The following is a 16857-nucleotide window of genomic DNA, read 5'->3' as shown; positions in this document are numbered from 1 at the left end:
AAATGAAAAAACATATAAATCACAACGCATGAAGACACAGCGATTTCTTTAATTCAACCGCTTTAAAATACATATTTTTCTTTTTTTGAATAAGTTTGATACACTTTAATCTTAAATTTTATCACAGCTTTATAAAGACAACCATAAAACAGTAATTAAAGCGCTAAACTTTAGATATATCACTCGCTTCAGCGTCAAGAAGCCGATATAAATGCACAATATAATACCGCTGTAACGCATTATCGACACTACTTTGCGCTTTCGCCCGCCATGCAGCTTGAGCGGATTGATAATCTGGAAAGATACCTACCACATCCAAGTCATTAATATTCTTGAACTGATTACTCTCAAGACTTTTTAATTCCCCTCCAAATACAAGATGCAATAATTGCTTCTTCTCACTAACTTCTGTCATCTTTGCCTCCATATCATTAAAAAAATTTAGCACATTGCTATTTGATTAAACTAACTTGGCTTGACGAACAATATTTATCATATTTTGACAACTTTTATTTTCACCAGCAATTAAAAATCCCCATTGGTAAGGTTCGGCTCCATAAGAAACAAATGAGGTATCAAGTGACACAATACATCCTCCACATTCTTGCAAAATCAGATCCGCTGCAGCAATATCCCAATCATGGCAATTTGGCCGAACCAATACAATGTCAATTTCATTTTGAGCAACAAGAGCAATACGATACGCTAAAGAAGGAATATAACGACAAAAAACAACCTGATCACGAAAATCAGGCGGAAGTTTTTGAGCCATCGATTGATCAAGTGAAACTTTATATTTTCGATTCATTTTAGGAATCAAAAGAGGCATTTTTATACCGTTTAATGTTGCTCCCTCACCAGAGATAGCTGTATAGACCATACCTTTAGCAGGACACTGTAAAATACCCACAACAGGACGCCCATTTTCAATGATAGCAACTGAGATACACCAATCAATACTGCCAGAAAGAAAACCACGAGTTCCATCAATAGGGTCAACAACAAAAGAGTATTCATAAGCACGCCGCTCTCGATCATCTTTTGTCTCTTCCGAAATCCAGCCATAATTGGGCCGTTCTCTTAAAAGTTTTTCTTTTAAAAAATGATCAACAGCTATATCTGCCTCACTGACAGGTGAATTACCCTCTTTAATCCAAACCTTCGGTTTCCTTCCAAAATACTTCATTGCTAAATCTCCAGCTTCACGACAAGCATCAAGCAAAAGATTTAAGTCAGAGCGATAATACGCATTATTTTCCTGCAAGTGTCATTCCTTCAATTAACAATGTTGGTGCAGCTATACTATAACGCCGATCAATATCATTAGCAGGAGTTAAATGCGCTAACATATGAAGTAAATCAGAACCCAATGTCACTTCACTCACTGGATAAGTAATTGTTCCATTTTCAATCCAAAAACCAGAAGCACCACGACTATACTGACCCGTTACAAAATCAACACCGTGCCCAAATAATTCTGTTACATAAAAACCGTTTTGTATATCTTTTATCATATCCTGAGGCGCTATTAAACCCGGCTCAATAGCAAAATTAGTGCTCGTTGGCTGAACCAACGATGCCGAACGTGTACCACGACCATTTGTTTTAAGCCCTAATTCACGTGCTGAAGATGAAGAAAGAAGCCAATTTTTTAAAACACCATTTTCAATAATATTTAATGATTGGCCTTCTACTCCTTCTCCATCAAAAGGACGAGAAGCACTTCCTCTTAGCCTCAAAGGATCATCCGTCACATTAACGTTAGGTTTCATTATTGTGGTACCCATTAAATTTTGTAAAAGACTCGTTTTACGAGCAACCGATGCTCCATTCACCATACCTGCAATATGCCCAGCGATTCCACGAGCCACGCGCGGATCAAAAACAACATCAACAATGCCAGTTTCAGCACGAATTGCTCCTAATCGTCGAACAGCACCTAACCCTGCATTTTTCCCTATAATTTCAGCTGCTTCCAAATCAGAAAAATGTAAAGCAGCTGTATAATCATAATCCCGTTCCATCGCGATACCTTCACCAGCAAGCGCACTACATGAACGTGAAAAAAAACTCGAACGATAAGATCCACAAAAACCATCGCTGGTTACAAGAACAAGACCACTAGTACCATAAGCTGTTGCTGCACCACCAGAGTTGCTCACTCCCTTTACATCAAGAGCTGCTGCTTCCATTTTTAAAGCGTCTTGTGTTAAAAAATGACTTTGCGGAACAAAATCATCAAAAAGATCAAGATCTTTAGGATGCATGGCTAAATACTCTTTATCTGCCAAACCTTCAAATAAACTATCCGGAGAAACTTTAGCCATTGCAACAGCACGTTCTGCTAATTCCTGAGGATACATATTTAAATTAGCAGAAACACTCGCTACTTTATTTCCAACAAAAACTCTCAATGTAAAATCATTATTTTCTGCAGATTCTGTCGATTCAACTTTACCAAGACGAACAGAAACACTAACTGAATGAGAGCGAATAATAACAGCATCGGCAGCATCTGCTCCAGAACGTTTTGCTGCCTCCACCAACGAAGCAGCTTTATCAATCTGGTCTTTGTCAGTCATCACAGACTCCTTAAAATATTGAATTCACACTGATAAAAAAGCAAGAAAAGTTATAAACAACACCTCACGACCATAACTCAAAATTATGAGCTATTCATACATTGTTTTTGTATTACCAATCGATCCTTATTGTCTTTTAATTGTTTATACAAAATAACACACATCACTCAATTTCTGTAGAATTAAGAAAAAGAGTTTATATCTCATCAACAAAAAGACGCAACCAAAGATATTATCTTAAATGTCATACGAATTTTATCCTACAATAATTTGAAAAAATAAGTTTCTGTTCATCAAAAACAAAACCTATTTTCTTGATTAGCAAAAATCTCGCAAATTCAACAGCCCACAAAAGATGAGCTCATTTAATCAAATAATTTAAAAACATTATAATTCCGCAAAATATCATAAAACAAAAATGTATAAAAAATAATGTTCAAGTTTAAAATTATGTCTGCAGTGTATAAATACGGATTACTGTATCACCATAAAAGCGTTTATCATCTAAATAAAATATATCAGGTAAATCAATAACCGCCTCTTTTTTTTCCTCAAGAATAAAAAGTGACGTCGTTTTTGCCCACCCTCCTTTGACAGCTTCAACAAAAGCTTGTTCACCTAAACAATGACCATAAGGAGGATCTGCATAAATGACATCAAAGGGAAGCATCGTCCCAATAGTACCGAGTTTCGTTGCATCACGGCGTAAAATACGCCCAACACCTTGCAATCCAAAAGACTCTATATTTTTTTGAATTAAACTGCGTCCTTCAATCGAATTTTCCACAAAAACAGCTGCTTTCGCACCACGCGAGAGCGCTTCAATACCTAGGGCACCAGTCCCAGCAAAAAGATCGAGAATACGTTTATCTGTCCAAAAATTTTCTTCTCGATGAGAAAGAATATTAAAAAGACTTTCACGCGTACGGTCGCTCGTTGGACGAATAGCTTTGCCGATAGGTTCTGACAAAATACGTCCTGCAAATTTACCGCCGACGATCCGCACGTGACTCTCCCAATAACTTCGATGTTTTTGCACGACCACTATACAGTTTGGATTTCTTTACACGATGATCTGAAAATTTATCTTTTCTTTTGCTTTTTAAAAAACGCTCATCACTGTCATTTTTGATATTTTTCCCTTTTTTTTGAGAAAATTGATCTCTTTTGCCCAAAAAATATGTTTCACCAGCGTATGTTTTACTGTGTTGTTTATCAAAACCAATATCTTTCTCTTTATTTAAGAAATTTTTTGGTCGTTTTTTCTTAATCTTATCAGATGACGTTCTCTCGTGAAAACCATCTCGACGATCATGATATTTATTTCCATCATCACCAAACTTCCCACGCGCAGCCTGCGGACGCGCGCCGGATGCCATCCAAACATTAGAACGACGTGAACGTACAGCAGAAGATGCTTTTTTCTCATCTTCATTGGGATTTTTACGCATAAGCTTTTCATCAGATTTCGCACTTAATCGCGACTGACTCTTCTCAGAAAAACTGTTTTTCTTTTTACTTATGTTGTTTTTCTCACTCGAAAAAATCCAACCTTCATTTTCTAAAGATAATTTTTTGCTTCTTTGTTTTTCAGGCACAACAACAGAATTTGAAAAAGGCTTAAGAATAGGAGAATCAAAATCGGCATTAGCCTGCTCAATTAAGCGCTCACCCAACTGGTCACGCAATGTTCGACCTCTCAATTCACGCACTGCTCCCACAGCTAAATCAGAAAGTTGAAAGGGACCATAAGAAATACGAATTAAACGATTAACAGATAATCCTAAAGCTCCAAAAACATTCTTGACTTCACGATTTTTTCCCTCGCGTAACGAGACAGAAAGCCATATATTTGATCCTTGCTCACGTTCAATTGAAGCATCAATTGAACCGTAAAAAATACCATCAATCGCAATACCGTTTTTCAAATTATCAAGCGCATTTTGTTTAACTTTTCCATGTGCACGAACCCGATATTTACGAACCCACCCTGTTAAAGGCAACTCTAATACGCGTGCCAAACCGCCATCATTTGTTAATAATAAAAGTCCTTCTGTATTAATATCAAGTCTACCGACTGAAAGAACACGAGGCATCCCTGTCGGCAAATTATCAAATACCGTCGGTCTTCCTTCAGGATCACGGTTTGTGGTAACAAATCCTGCCGGTTTGTGATAAAGCCATAATCGTGTTCGCTCTGCTGGAGGCAAAGGATTTCCATCAACTGTAATGATATCAGAGCGTGTTACATTAAAAGCAGGCGTTGTCACAACCTTACCATTGACAACAATACGGCCTGCTATAATCATCATTTCCGCATCGCGACGCGACGCTATTCCTGCACGCGCTAACCTTTTAGCAATCCGCTCGCTCTCATTATTTTCATTCATCTTCTCTTCACCTCGGCCTTCTCCAGACCATCCAGAAAATTCATTACGCACATCATATTACCTATTGTTAAAAGAGAACAGCGCAATCATTCATCATTTTATATTTTCTAACAGAAAGAACATATTTTTTAAAAAACTTTATTTTTTTTAACAAATGATAAATTTTCTTTTATCAAAAAATCAATCATAATAAATTTGTTCATTTCACAACAAACCTCTAAAGAGTTTTTTTAGTATCTATTCCTAAAATGATAATATAAACATGACATTTACTCCCATGGAAATTGCTCTTTTAGAAGCGCAAAAATCTGCAAAACAAGATGAAGTCCCTGTAGGCGCCGTTATTATGCGTGGAAAAACAATCATCGCACGCGCTGGTAATCTCATAAAACACGCGCATGATCCAACAGGACACGCAGAGATACGCGCTCTTCGTATCGCTTGTCAAATATTGCAAAGTGAACGACTTCCCGAATGCGATCTTTATGTAACACTTGAACCGTGTGCTATGTGTGCTGCAGCTATTTCATTCGCACGAATACGACGTCTTTACTATGCAACTAGTGATCCAAAAGGTGGCGCTATCGAACACGGACCACATCTTTATAAACAACCAACTTGTCATCATAGCCCTGAAGTTTATTCTGGTTTTAAAGAAAGAGAAGCAGCACAATTACTGAAAGATTTTTTTATCCAAAAGCGATACCAAAAGTAAATCTTTTTCTCAGCTACTCTATAATAAACTCAAATAGCGCAAAAAATATTAACTATGATTTACCTTTCTTCTGCTGACTTTTTCAGTAGCAGCGTAAAGATTGTTTACGCTGCTCTTTAATGTGCCAAAAATAGTTTTAATTCTATTTTTATTACTCTGGTTTTTTATCAAAATTAACCTGTACCATTATATCAAAAAAGATTGAAAACAAGCTAACTCCTAGAAACATAAAACGTTCACTGCATATCGCTTGTTCAAATGATTTTCATTTAAAATTGCTTAAATTTTTCCAAGTGTCTTTAACTCTCGCAAAGCGGCTGCATCACGCGCAGACACATCAGGATAAGCAGGATCACTTCCAACATCTTGTGTATAACGCCAAGATCGAGCACATTTTTCTCCTACAGCCTTCTCTGAACACACGCCAACACCTTCAACATCACTTAATACAAATGCATCTGAAGGTGACTTATCATTGACAATCGTTAAAGCACTAGAGATACAAATTTCCGCCATATCAACACCTTCTAATGCCTCTAGGAGTAGTGGATCAGAAATAAAAACTTTAGGCGCTGCTTCCAAAGATGATCCAATACGTTTATCTGCTCTCTCAAGCTCTAAAGCTCCCGTTACAACTTTACGAACTTGCCGAATTCTTTTCCAACGCTCCGCCAACGATTCATTTTTCCATTCTGCTAACGCAGGACGAAACTGCTCTAAATGAACAGAATCATTTTTTGGATAACGCTCTAACCACGCTTCTTCCATTGTAAAAGGTAACATTGGAGCAAGCCATGTGACCATTCGATCAAAAATTTCACGAATAATTTGTAAAGATGCTTTCCGCTTTTTCGATGAAGGTGCATCACAATAAAGAGAATCTTTGCGAATATCAAAATAAAATGCCGACAACTCAGTGATTGAAAAATCCAATAATGCACGCATAACTTTCTTAAAATCGAACTCATTATAAGATTGATTAATCAACTGATCGAGCTCATAAAGCCGATGTAATATAAATTTTTCAAGATCTGGAAGTTCGCAATAAGGTATTTTTTCTTCTTCATCATAGACTAAAATGCCCAGCATCCAACGAATTGCATTTCGTAACTTACGATATGAATCTACATTTGTTTGCAGAATCTTTTTCCCTAAACGCTGATCTTCCCAATAATCAGTCATAACAACCCAAAGGCGAAAAATATCAGCGCCAAATGTTTGAATAACATCTTGTGGTGCAACAGTATTCCCTAAAGATTTAGACATTTTTTTGCCATTTTCATCCAAAGTAAAACCGTGCGTAACCACTGCCTTATAAGGTGAACAAGCACGCGTACCACAACTTTCTAGAAGAGAAGATTGAAACCAACCGCGATGCTGATCAGAGCCTTCAAAATAAACATCAGCAGGCCATTGTAAATCAGCACGATCTTCTAACACAAAACTATGACTTGCTCCAGAATCAAACCAAACATCAAGAATATCACGAACCTGATACCAAGATTCATGGGCACGATTGCCTAAAAAACGCTCACGAGCTCCTTCTGCAAACCAAGTATCTGCTCCTTCTTCTTCAAAAGCTTGCAAAATACGCTTATTCACTTGATCGTCTTTAAGAATTTCACCATCCTCATTTGCAAAGATACAAATCGGAACACCCCAAGCACGTTGACGAGACAGAACCCAATCAGGACGATTTTCTATCATAGAAGACAACCGATTTTGACCAGAAGAAGGAACGAAACGAGTTTCCATAATCGCTTTCAAAGCTCGACTGCGCAAAGTTGAGTTATCACCCAAATCTTTATCCATTGAAACAAACCATTGAGGTGTATTACGAAAAATAATAGGCTTTTTAGAACGCCAACTATGAGGATATGAGTGTTTTAAACGGCCACGCGCAAACAATCGGTTTGCCATAATCAAAGCCTTGATAACCTCTTTATTGGCATCACCCATTTTACCATTATCATGAATAACGCGAATGGCTCCCTCTTTACGATCCGGTCCAAAACCAGGAACATCTTTTGTATAAAAACCAGCATCATCAACAGGAAAAGGTATCGCTGTATCAATCCCTGCCTGTTCTAATGCAGATTTATTATTATTCCAAATTTCAAAATCCTCGCGCCCATGACTAGGAGCAGTATGAACAAAACCAGTACCAGCACTATCCGTTACATGTGAACCATCAAGCATTGCAATTTTATAGTTGTACCCTCCAGCTAAACCTTGCAATGGATGAGAAAGAACAATATTTTTAAGTTCATCTGCAGGAACAGCACGTAATCGCTTTAAAACAAGTTTTGCTTTTTTTGCACAACTCTCTGCCAAAACATCTGCAAAAAGCAATTTTTCTCCAACTTGAGGACCAAAATCATTTTCCGCACTTGTAACTTCATAAACACCATAAGAAATTTGCGAAGAATAACTGACTGCACGATTTGCAGGAAGCGTCCATGGTGTTGTCGTCCAAATCACAACAAAAGCATCACGCAAATCTTCAGCATCCGACTCCAAAACAGAAAACTTAACCCAGACAACATCTGATTCATGTTCATGATATTCAATCTCTGCTTCAGCTAAAGCAGTGCGCTCAACAACAGACCACATTACAGGTTTTGAACCACGATATACTTGATCAGACATCGCAAATTTTATTAATTCGCTTGCAATGCGTGCTTCCGCATGAAAAGCCATTGTCGTATAAGGATTTTTAAAATCTCCAATAATACCAAGGCGTTTAAATTCTTCACTCTGAACATTGATCCAATGTTGAGCGAAATCACGACATTCTTGACGAAACTCGTTAATAGGAATCTCATCCTTATTTTTTCCTTGAGAACGATATTTCTCTTCAATTTTCCACTCAATTGGAAGTCCATGACAATCCCACCCAGGAACATAATTCGCATTAAAGCCGCGCATTTGAAATGAACGAACGATAACATCTTTTAAAACTTTATTTAATGCATGCCCGATATGAATATTTCCATTCGCATAAGGAGGGCCATCATGAAGAACGTAAAGTGGACGATCTTTTGCTTGTTGACGTAATTGAGCATAAAGATCCATACTCTCCCAACGGTTCATCAATTCAAGCTCTTTTTGAGGTAGACCCGCACGCATAGGAAAACTGGTTTGAGGTAAATAAAGAGTTTCTGAGTAATCTATTGTTTTGTTTTTCACAGTCATTGTGAAATCGTCCTATCTACTTTTATAATTTAATCCTCACACCATTACCCTGTCCCTTTATTTCAATCAAGATAGAAGAGAAATCAATCATTAGTTTAAACTGCAATTAAGAAGATATATTACTCACATATATATCTTAAAACACGACCATGAAACTATTCAGAACAATAAACATCTAAAAAAAAGAAGCTCCGCCTTTTTTATTGACAGAGCATTCTAAAAAATCTTCACTATTAAAGTATATTAAAATTTATAAGCGACACCAACGCGGAAATCGTTCGTTTTATAACTTAGTTGAACTTTATCATCTATAAATTTCTTTTTACCAAAATCGGAGTAGCGATATTCTGCACGCAACATAATATTATCATTTACCGCAAAATCTAAACCGCCTCCTAGAGTATAACCAACGAGCGTTTTTGTTTCATCAGAAATATCAACACCCTCTTCTGTTCTCAAAGGATCAACTGAAACGGTATCTTGAAGTTGCGTATAAGCAACACCACCAGCAACATAAGGCATAAAACGATCAGCTGTAAAACCAAACCGGATTCTCGTAGCACCAGACCATTTTTCCTTTAAAGTATGTTTAACGGCACCCAATACATTTTCACCCCCTCTACCGATATCTCTGGACATCATACTGAATCGTATTGCGTTACACCCATCGGGTCCATTATTATCAACAGCGCACCCATCCAAAGCCAAATCAGGATAAGGTCTTTCCGAACTGCCTCCTGCAGGAGCAGGATGTGCTCCAACTGATCCATTCCTTGCAGCATCTGAACGTCCGACAGCTCTTCCTGCACCAGCTTCAGCAACACGTTCAGCAATGATGGTTTTGGTATCTTTACGACCAGACCAATTGACATCTGCATCAACACTTACAATAAAACTATCGCCAAGATCGATATTGGAACCTGCATAAAGCCCACCAACAAAACCAGAAGGCTTAGGGAATAATTCTTTATCTAATGGAAACCACGGCGTCCCACTAGGAATACTGAAGTCTGTTTTACTCGAAAATCCCCCAGCTTGACCTCCTATATAAAAACCAGACCAAGAAAAATTAGGAATATTAACGACTGGCGAAATACCTGATGCCGGTTGGTAATGGGTCATAACATCTGCAGCCTGAGCAACCGGAGCTGTAATCAAAGCGAAAACAGAAACCGTCATTAAATATTTTATATTCATAAATTTTATCTCCAAATATCCAATACGCAATACGAATATATATAAAACGTTTTTTAAGAATCCTAAATGTGGTTTTTTATAAAACATAATGCATTAAATATCTGTAGCAAAAAAAACACAGTTTTAAAAAAAATCGATATTTTGCCAAAAATAAACCTTTTAGGTACCTTAATATGGCAATTAGCTGCTTAAAAATTTAGAATAAAATCTTAAATAAAATTCAATAAAATAAAATATGTTATAATATATTATTAATATTTGTGTTTTAATAAATGCTAAATGAAATAAAAAAGCTCCGCCAAAGACGGAGCCAATTACAAATATTTAAGTGTAAATCAAAATTTATAAGCGACACCAACGCGGAAATCGTTTGTTGTATAACTTAGTTGAACTTTATCATTCATAAATTTCTTTTTGCCAAAATCGGAGTAGCGATATTCTGCACGCAGTATAACATTATCATTTACCGCAAAATCTAAACCACCTCCTAAGGTATAACCAACAAGCGTTTTTGTTTCATCAGAAATATCAACACTCTCTTTTGTTCCTAAAGGATCAACTGAAATGGTATCTTGAAGTTGCGTATAAGCAACACCACCAGCAATGTAAGGCATAATGCGATCAGCTGTAAAACCAAACCGGACTCTCGTAGCACCAGACCATTTTTGCTTTAAAGTGTGTTTAACAGAACCAATGGCATCCATGCTTGATTTTCCAAAATCGTTCAACATCAAACGAACTCGCATTGTATCACATTCCCCTGAAGAATTATCAACTGCACATCCTTCCAAAGTCACTGCGGGATAAGTATGCTCTCCATTTGCAGAACGAGACTCATCTGAACCTCGAGATCCCTGCGTCCTACCTCTAACTCCAACTGGAGAAACCGGAGGGATAGGCTGACCACCGACTATTGTTTTTGTATCCTTACTTCCAGACAAAATTACACCCGTATCAATCCCTATGATAAAACTATCACCAAAATCAATGTTGGAACCCGCATACAAACCCCCAATCAAACCTGAAAGCTTAGGAAATTTATCTTTCTTCAAGGGAAACCACACAGTCTCTTTAGGAGCACTAAAATCAACTTTACTCAAAAAACCACCTAGTTGAGCTCCCATATAAAAACCCGACCAAGAAACCGTAGAAACACTCATAACTTGTGGCATAACTGATGCCGGCTTGTGATGGGTTGTGACATCTGCAGCCTGAGCAACCGAAACCGAAATCAAAGCAAAAACAGATGCCGTTATTAAACATTTAATATTCATAAATTCATCTCCAAATATCCAAAACGAGATATCAATACAACTAAAATGCAACTTATTAAAAGTCTTAAACGTGGCCTTTATAAGGTATGAAACATGAAATAATTGTAGTAAAAACGATAAAAATCAATATTTTGCTAAAAATAGGCCTTGTGAATACCTTAATGTTGCAATATCTCGTTTTACATTTAGGTATAACACTTCAATTAAAATTCAATAAAGAACTCATATTGCACAATATGAATATATTAATAATAACCCAAATAAAATAAAAGCTCCAACAATAACATGGAGCTAATTATGAGAAAGAATGTAACTTAAAATTTGTAAGCGATACCCACGCGAAAATCATTTGTTTTATAATTAATTTCCAGTGTATCTTTTACGAATTTCTTTTTACCAAAATCTGAATAACGATATTCTGTACGCAAAATAACATTATCTGTCATTGCAAAATCAAGACCAGCACCAAGGGTATAACCAACCATTATTTTAGTTTCATCAAACAAATTAGTAGGATTTTCTTTCGTGTTTTTCTTTTCTAATGAAATAATATCTTGAAGCTGTGTATATGCAATTCCTCCAGTAATATAAGGCATAAGACGATCAGCAGAAAAACCAATACGCGCTCGTGTAGCACCAGACCATTTTTGTTTCAAAGTATGGTTAACAACATCTTCTCCATTAAGTTGTCTCTCACCAAAAATCGTCGACGAAGTATCATATTGCCTTAAATTGCCATTTCCTCTTTCTGTATTTTGCCCTACAGTTGGAACTAAAATACCCATACGTTCTTCATTAACAGCTAATGGAGAAATAACTTGCCCTCCAATGAGCGTTTTCATATCTTTTTTATCAACCCAAATTACACCCGTATCAACACCTACAATCAAACTATCGCTGATCTCAACATTAGAACCCGCATAAACACCTCCCATAAAACCTGAAATCTTAGGGAGCATATCGTTATTAACAGCTTTCCACGTAGAGGCTTCAAGAATGCTTAAAGCCGTTTTACTTGAAAAACCACTAACCTGACCACCAAAGTAAAAACCAGACCAAGAAAAAGTAGAGGGATTCATCATTGGCAGAACAATAGATTCTGGTTGATAATGACTGACAACATCTGCCGCTTGCACTGCTGAAGCTGATATCAAAGCAAAAACAGAAACCGTTATTAAACATTTCATATTCATAAATTATTCTCCAAATACCTGAAACGTATTATTTAACGCCCTAATATATAATACAAAATGTTTTTTATAAGATGCTCCTGTTTAAATATTTTAATAAAAAATATTATAAAAAATACAAATTTATAAAAAATATAGCTATAACAGTAACTTAATTTAGAATAAAGTGACTAATTATAAACTGTATAAATGTGCAAATTAAATTTATTCAAGACACATTTTAAATTTATTAATGAGAAATAAACATCTAAATAAAAAAGCCCTATCTTGATAGAGCTTTTTAAACAATTTGATCTGATAATAAATTAAAATTTATAAGCCACACCAATATTGACTCCATTAGTCTTGTAATGAAGCTTAACTTTATCTTCTACAAATTTCTTTTTACCAAAATCGGAATAGCGATATTCCACGCGTAAAATAACACTATCTGTCACTGCAAAATCAACACCGGCACCAAGAGTATAACCAACCATTATGTTCTTCATACTCGGCAGATTATTAAATTGACTCCGTACCTGCGCATAAGAAATACCACCAGCAATATAAGACATAATACGATCAGTCGCGATATAACCAAGACGAACTCGTGTCGCCCCAAACCAATTTGCTTTCAAAAAAACACGATTAATGGACTGATTATCCGATGAATCTTCAGTTTCTGGGGGAGAACTAGTTTCTGGGGGAGAACTAATTTCTGGGGGATAAACAGTTTCTGGGGGATAAACAGTTTCTGGGAAATAACCAGCTTCTGGGAAATAACCAGTTTCTGGGGGATAAGCAGTTTCTGGGGGATAAGCAGTTTCTGGGAAATAACCAGCTTCTGGGGGATAAGCAGCTTCTGGGGGATAAGCAGTTTCTGGGAAATAACCAGCTTCTGGGGAATAACCAGCTTTTGCAGAATTTTCAGATTTTTTATTTACTTCACTATATCCTACAACAATCTTATTTTTTTTAATATTTTGAGAATTTTGTTTTATATCTTTTCCATTGGAAAAAGCTATGTCTGTCTCAATACCGAGAATCAAATTGTTCCTCAATGGAATATTTAAACCTGTATAAAGACCTCCTCCAAAACTAGAAAAACGAGGAGATAACTCCTTACTCATATTATTCCATTTTTGACCAAGATCACCATTATTATATTGACTTAGAGTAGTCTTACTTGAAATATGACCAATTTGACCCCCAAGATAAAACCCTCCCCAAGAATGAGAAGAAAAAACACTAACTGGTGCTTTTTGTTTAGACATTGTGATGCTTTCTGCTTGTGTCTCAGAGACTGCAATTAATGCAAAAACAGAAACCATCACACAACATTTCATATTCATAAAGTACTCCACAGCTAATTAAATGTATATTTGTACACATCTGTGCGTAAAAATATGTAACAAATATGATATAGTTATAAAAAACTAACAACAATAGAAGTTTTAAACCATCAAATATAGTTAATTAAAAAATTAAAACTTATAAGCTATACCAATACGCAAATCACTAATTTTATTATCAAGTATATAGTGGTTCTTTGCAAATTTCTTTTGACCAAAATCGGAATAACGATATTCTGCACGCAATATAACATTGTCTATTATTGCATAATCAAAACCACCCCCAATGGTAAAACCAACCATTGTTTTGACTTCATTCGACAAATCACCAAAAGCAGCTATTTTACCTGTATTCTGTTTTTCTATTGATATTGATGTAATAGCTTGAAACTGTGTATAGCTAATACCACCAGCGATATATGGCATAACACGACCATACGAGAAACCAATACGTGCTCGCGTAGCTCCCATCCACTTTTCTTTTAAAATAACGTGACCAATATTCTCATCACCAATACGAGGCGCTAAACTGTCTTCATATGTAACGCCATACTTTTCAAAAATATCATTAAGGTAATTTAACTCATTTGTAGTTGTAATCTCATATCCGCTACGTTGTATAGTTTTCGAGTTTGATACAATTATATCCGTTTCAATACCCAAAACAAAACCATTATTGAAAGCAAGATTAGAACCTGCATATAATCCTCCCATAAAACCTACCGGTTCAGATAAAAAATCCCCACTAAATTGAACACTGCTTTTCTTCTTATATTGTGTATTTATATCCATTTGACTCAAAAAATCTTTCATAATCTGACCACTCAAATAAAAACCAACCCAAGAAAAAACAGTAACTGGTGTCTTTTGTTTTAACACTATGGCGCTTGCTGCTTGAGTCGCAGAGATTGAAGCTAATGCAAAAACAGAAACCATCACACAACATTTCATATTCATATAATTTGCCTCATAGCTAACATGTGAATACAAAATATTGTGACATATATGCCTGAAAAGATACACAACCAAAACAAATCAACCACAGACAAAAAAAAACCTGTCAAAAGACAGGATTTTTAATAACTCAACACTTTGTAAAAAATTAAAATTTATAAGCAACACCAATACGGAAATCGTTTGTTTTGTAAGAAAGTTCATACTTGTTTTTTGCAAATTTCTTCTTACCAAAATCGGAATAACGATATTCTACGCGCATAATCATATTTGTATCCGCTACAAAATCAATACCTCCACCAAGAGTATAACCAACCATTGTTTTGGTTGTCTCAACCACGCTCTCAGGAAGAATTTTATTTTTCATCGATATTGAAACAACATCATTTAACTGCGTATAAGCAATACCACCAGCAACATAAGGCATCAAATTATTAGCGGAAAAACCAAGACGCACCCGTGTTGCACCTGACCATTTATGTTTTAAAAGGTGATTCCGAAAAGCAATTTCATTTTTCGGGATATCACCGTATTCATCTGTTTTTATAATAATTGATTTTTGATCTTTTTTTCCAGACCAAGCTATATCTGTATCAATACCCAAAACCAGATTATTACTAAAATCAATATTAAAGCCTCCGTATAACCCTATCATACCACCCGATGGTTTAAGCAAAGAATCTTTGTCAATGGAGGCCCATGTAGTTCCTGCAAGAACGCTAGAAGAAGGTTTACTTAAAAAATCACCCAATTGACCACCAAGATAAAAACCTGTCCAAGAAAAAGCAGAAGGTGCAACAATTAATGGAGAAGTTTTTATTGGTTGATGAGACATTACAATATCAGCCGCTTGTGCCGATGACATTGAGACTAAAGTCAACAAAGAAGATGCCATTAAAGCTTTCATAAACATAAATTTGCTCCATAGATTCACAACTATTCAACACACTTATCTGTATCGCTCTTTAGTGTTAAATAGTTAAATATATGTGATCAAAATCGCATAATTAATTATAAAAAGAAGAACTTCGCTAAAACGAAGTTCTCTAACAACTTAATTTTTTGTAATACCTTAAAACTTGTAAGCTACACCAACGCGAAAATTATTGGTTTTGTAATTAATATTGTATTTATCATTTGCAAATTTCTTCTTACCAAAATCAGCATAACGATATTCTGCACGCAAAATAACACTATCTGTCATTGCAAAATCAACACCGGCACCAAGAGTATAGCCAACCAGTGTTTTAGTTTCATCTGATAACTTACCAGAAGCAATAACCTGATTGGTATCTTTTTTGCTTGCTTTCACAGGAGCCACATCCTGAAATCTTGCATAAGCAACACCACCAGCAACATAAGGCATAATACGATCAGCAGCAAAACCAAAACGCACCCGTGTTGCACCAGACCACTCTTCTTTAAAGCCAGTATCAATAGCTACTACATCTCCGTCAGCAAGTGCATCTTGCGCTAATTTAACACCAGAATTAGTCAATAATTGAGTAATTCCACCTTTATTTTCATTAGTAATTACAATTTTATTGCTGGGTTTTATTTTGCTTTGGCCAGACCAAACCATATCCGTATCAACACCTAAAATAAAGTTATTGCCTAGATCAACATTGGATCCTGCATATAAACCACCGACAAAACCTGATAATTTAGGTAATGCATCTTGACTCAAAGGAATAGTTCTATCACTTAAAATAATATCCATTGCTGTTTTACTTGAAAAACTACCAATCTGTCCTCCAAGATAAAAACCTGTCCAAGAAAAAGTAGGGGCAACAACAACAGGCGGTGCAATTTCTGTTGGTTGACGTGGAATCATGATATCTGCAGCTTGTGCTACTGATGCTGTAGCCAAAGCAAAAACAGAAGCCGTCATAAAAGTTTTTATATTCATAAATTTTTCTCCATAGCTAGTATCGAAACATACACGCTCATATAGTTCTCTTCTTTCAAACATCTGTAGTAAAAAGAACACAGTCATAAAAAAAATAGAAGCTTCGTCAAAAACGAAGCC

Annotated in this window: 14 protein-coding genes; 1 reads left to right on the top strand and 13 read right to left on the bottom strand. The window is 36.0% G+C overall.

The window, feature by feature from the left end:
• Positions 1–163: 163 nt before the first annotated feature.
• The 5 genes from NPY00_RS01350 to NPY00_RS01330 form a co-directional block, all read right to left on the bottom strand.
• The gene (locus NPY00_RS01350; RefSeq protein ID WP_269020229.1) at positions 164–415 is read right to left on the bottom strand and encodes a DUF4170 domain-containing protein; all 252 of its coding nucleotides are present in this window, start codon (positions 413–415) and stop codon (positions 164–166) included.
• A gap of 45 nt (positions 416–460) precedes the next feature.
• The gene (locus NPY00_RS01345; protein WP_269020228.1) at positions 461–1264 is read right to left on the bottom strand and encodes a 3'(2'),5'-bisphosphate nucleotidase CysQ; all 804 of its coding nucleotides are present in this window, start codon (positions 1262–1264) and stop codon (positions 461–463) included.
• Entirely contained in the window at positions 1251–2582 is a 1332-nt protein-coding gene (locus NPY00_RS01340) for a TldD/PmbA family protein (protein ID WP_269020227.1), read from the bottom strand. The genes NPY00_RS01345 and NPY00_RS01340 overlap by 14 nt, the downstream gene beginning before the upstream one ends.
• Positions 2583–3030: 448 nt before the next feature.
• On the bottom strand, positions 3031–3588 hold the full coding sequence (gene rsmD / locus NPY00_RS01335; protein ID WP_269020226.1) for a 16S rRNA (guanine(966)-N(2))-methyltransferase RsmD: 558 nt from the start codon (positions 3586–3588) through the stop codon (positions 3031–3033).
• Positions 3569–4972: a pseudouridine synthase gene (locus NPY00_RS01330; protein WP_269020253.1), complete on the bottom strand. Its 1404-nt coding sequence runs from the start codon at positions 4970–4972 to the stop codon at positions 3569–3571. The genes rsmD and NPY00_RS01330 overlap by 20 nt, the downstream gene beginning before the upstream one ends.
• Positions 4973–5234: 262 nt before the next feature.
• Here NPY00_RS01330 and NPY00_RS01325 point away from each other — a divergent pair, with 262 nt between their 5' ends.
• Positions 5235–5687 carry a nucleoside deaminase gene (locus NPY00_RS01325; RefSeq protein ID WP_269020225.1) on the top strand — a complete coding sequence of 151 codons (453 nt, stop codon included), beginning with the start codon at positions 5235–5237 and terminating at the stop codon, positions 5685–5687.
• 279 nt (positions 5688–5966) lie between these two features.
• Here NPY00_RS01325 and ileS read toward each other — a convergent pair whose 3' ends face one another.
• The 8 genes from ileS to NPY00_RS01285 all read right to left on the bottom strand — a co-directional run bounded on the left by ileS (position 5967) and on the right by NPY00_RS01285 (position 16737).
• Positions 5967–8882: an isoleucine--tRNA ligase gene (gene ileS / locus NPY00_RS01320; RefSeq protein WP_269020224.1), complete on the bottom strand. Its 2916-nt coding sequence runs from the start codon at positions 8880–8882 to the stop codon at positions 5967–5969.
• 243 nt (positions 8883–9125) lie between these two features.
• Positions 9126–10079, bottom strand: a complete 954-nt coding sequence (locus NPY00_RS01315; protein ID WP_269020223.1) for an outer membrane protein — start codon at positions 10077–10079, stop codon at positions 9126–9128.
• A 335-nt stretch (positions 10080–10414) separates the two neighbouring features.
• Entirely contained in the window at positions 10415–11353 is a 939-nt protein-coding gene (locus NPY00_RS01310) for an outer membrane protein (protein WP_269020222.1), read from the bottom strand.
• A 314-nt stretch (positions 11354–11667) separates the two neighbouring features.
• Positions 11668–12546: an outer membrane protein gene (locus NPY00_RS01305; protein ID WP_269020221.1), complete on the bottom strand. Its 879-nt coding sequence runs from the start codon at positions 12544–12546 to the stop codon at positions 11668–11670.
• A 302-nt stretch (positions 12547–12848) separates the two neighbouring features.
• On the bottom strand, positions 12849–13874 hold the full coding sequence (locus NPY00_RS01300; protein ID WP_269020220.1) for an outer membrane protein: 1026 nt from the start codon (positions 13872–13874) through the stop codon (positions 12849–12851).
• A 132-nt stretch (positions 13875–14006) separates the two neighbouring features.
• The gene (locus NPY00_RS01295) at positions 14007–14831 is read right to left on the bottom strand and encodes an outer membrane protein (protein WP_269020219.1); all 825 of its coding nucleotides are present in this window, start codon (positions 14829–14831) and stop codon (positions 14007–14009) included.
• 145 nt (positions 14832–14976) lie between these two features.
• A complete protein-coding gene (locus NPY00_RS01290; RefSeq protein ID WP_269020218.1) occupies positions 14977–15741 on the bottom strand; it encodes an outer membrane protein in 765 nt (254 codons plus the stop codon).
• Positions 15742–15900: 159 nt separating this feature from the next.
• On the bottom strand, positions 15901–16737 hold the full coding sequence (locus tag NPY00_RS01285) for an outer membrane protein (RefSeq protein ID WP_269020217.1): 837 nt from the start codon (positions 16735–16737) through the stop codon (positions 15901–15903).
• Positions 16738–16857: the final 120 nt, after the last annotated feature.

Origin of the sequence: Bartonella sp. F02 (assembly GCF_026929975.1) — a bacterium.
In the GTDB taxonomy this organism is placed as follows: Bacteria; Pseudomonadota; Alphaproteobacteria; order Rhizobiales; family Rhizobiaceae; genus Bartonella.
This window is presented reverse-complemented; position numbering and strand designations above follow the sequence as displayed.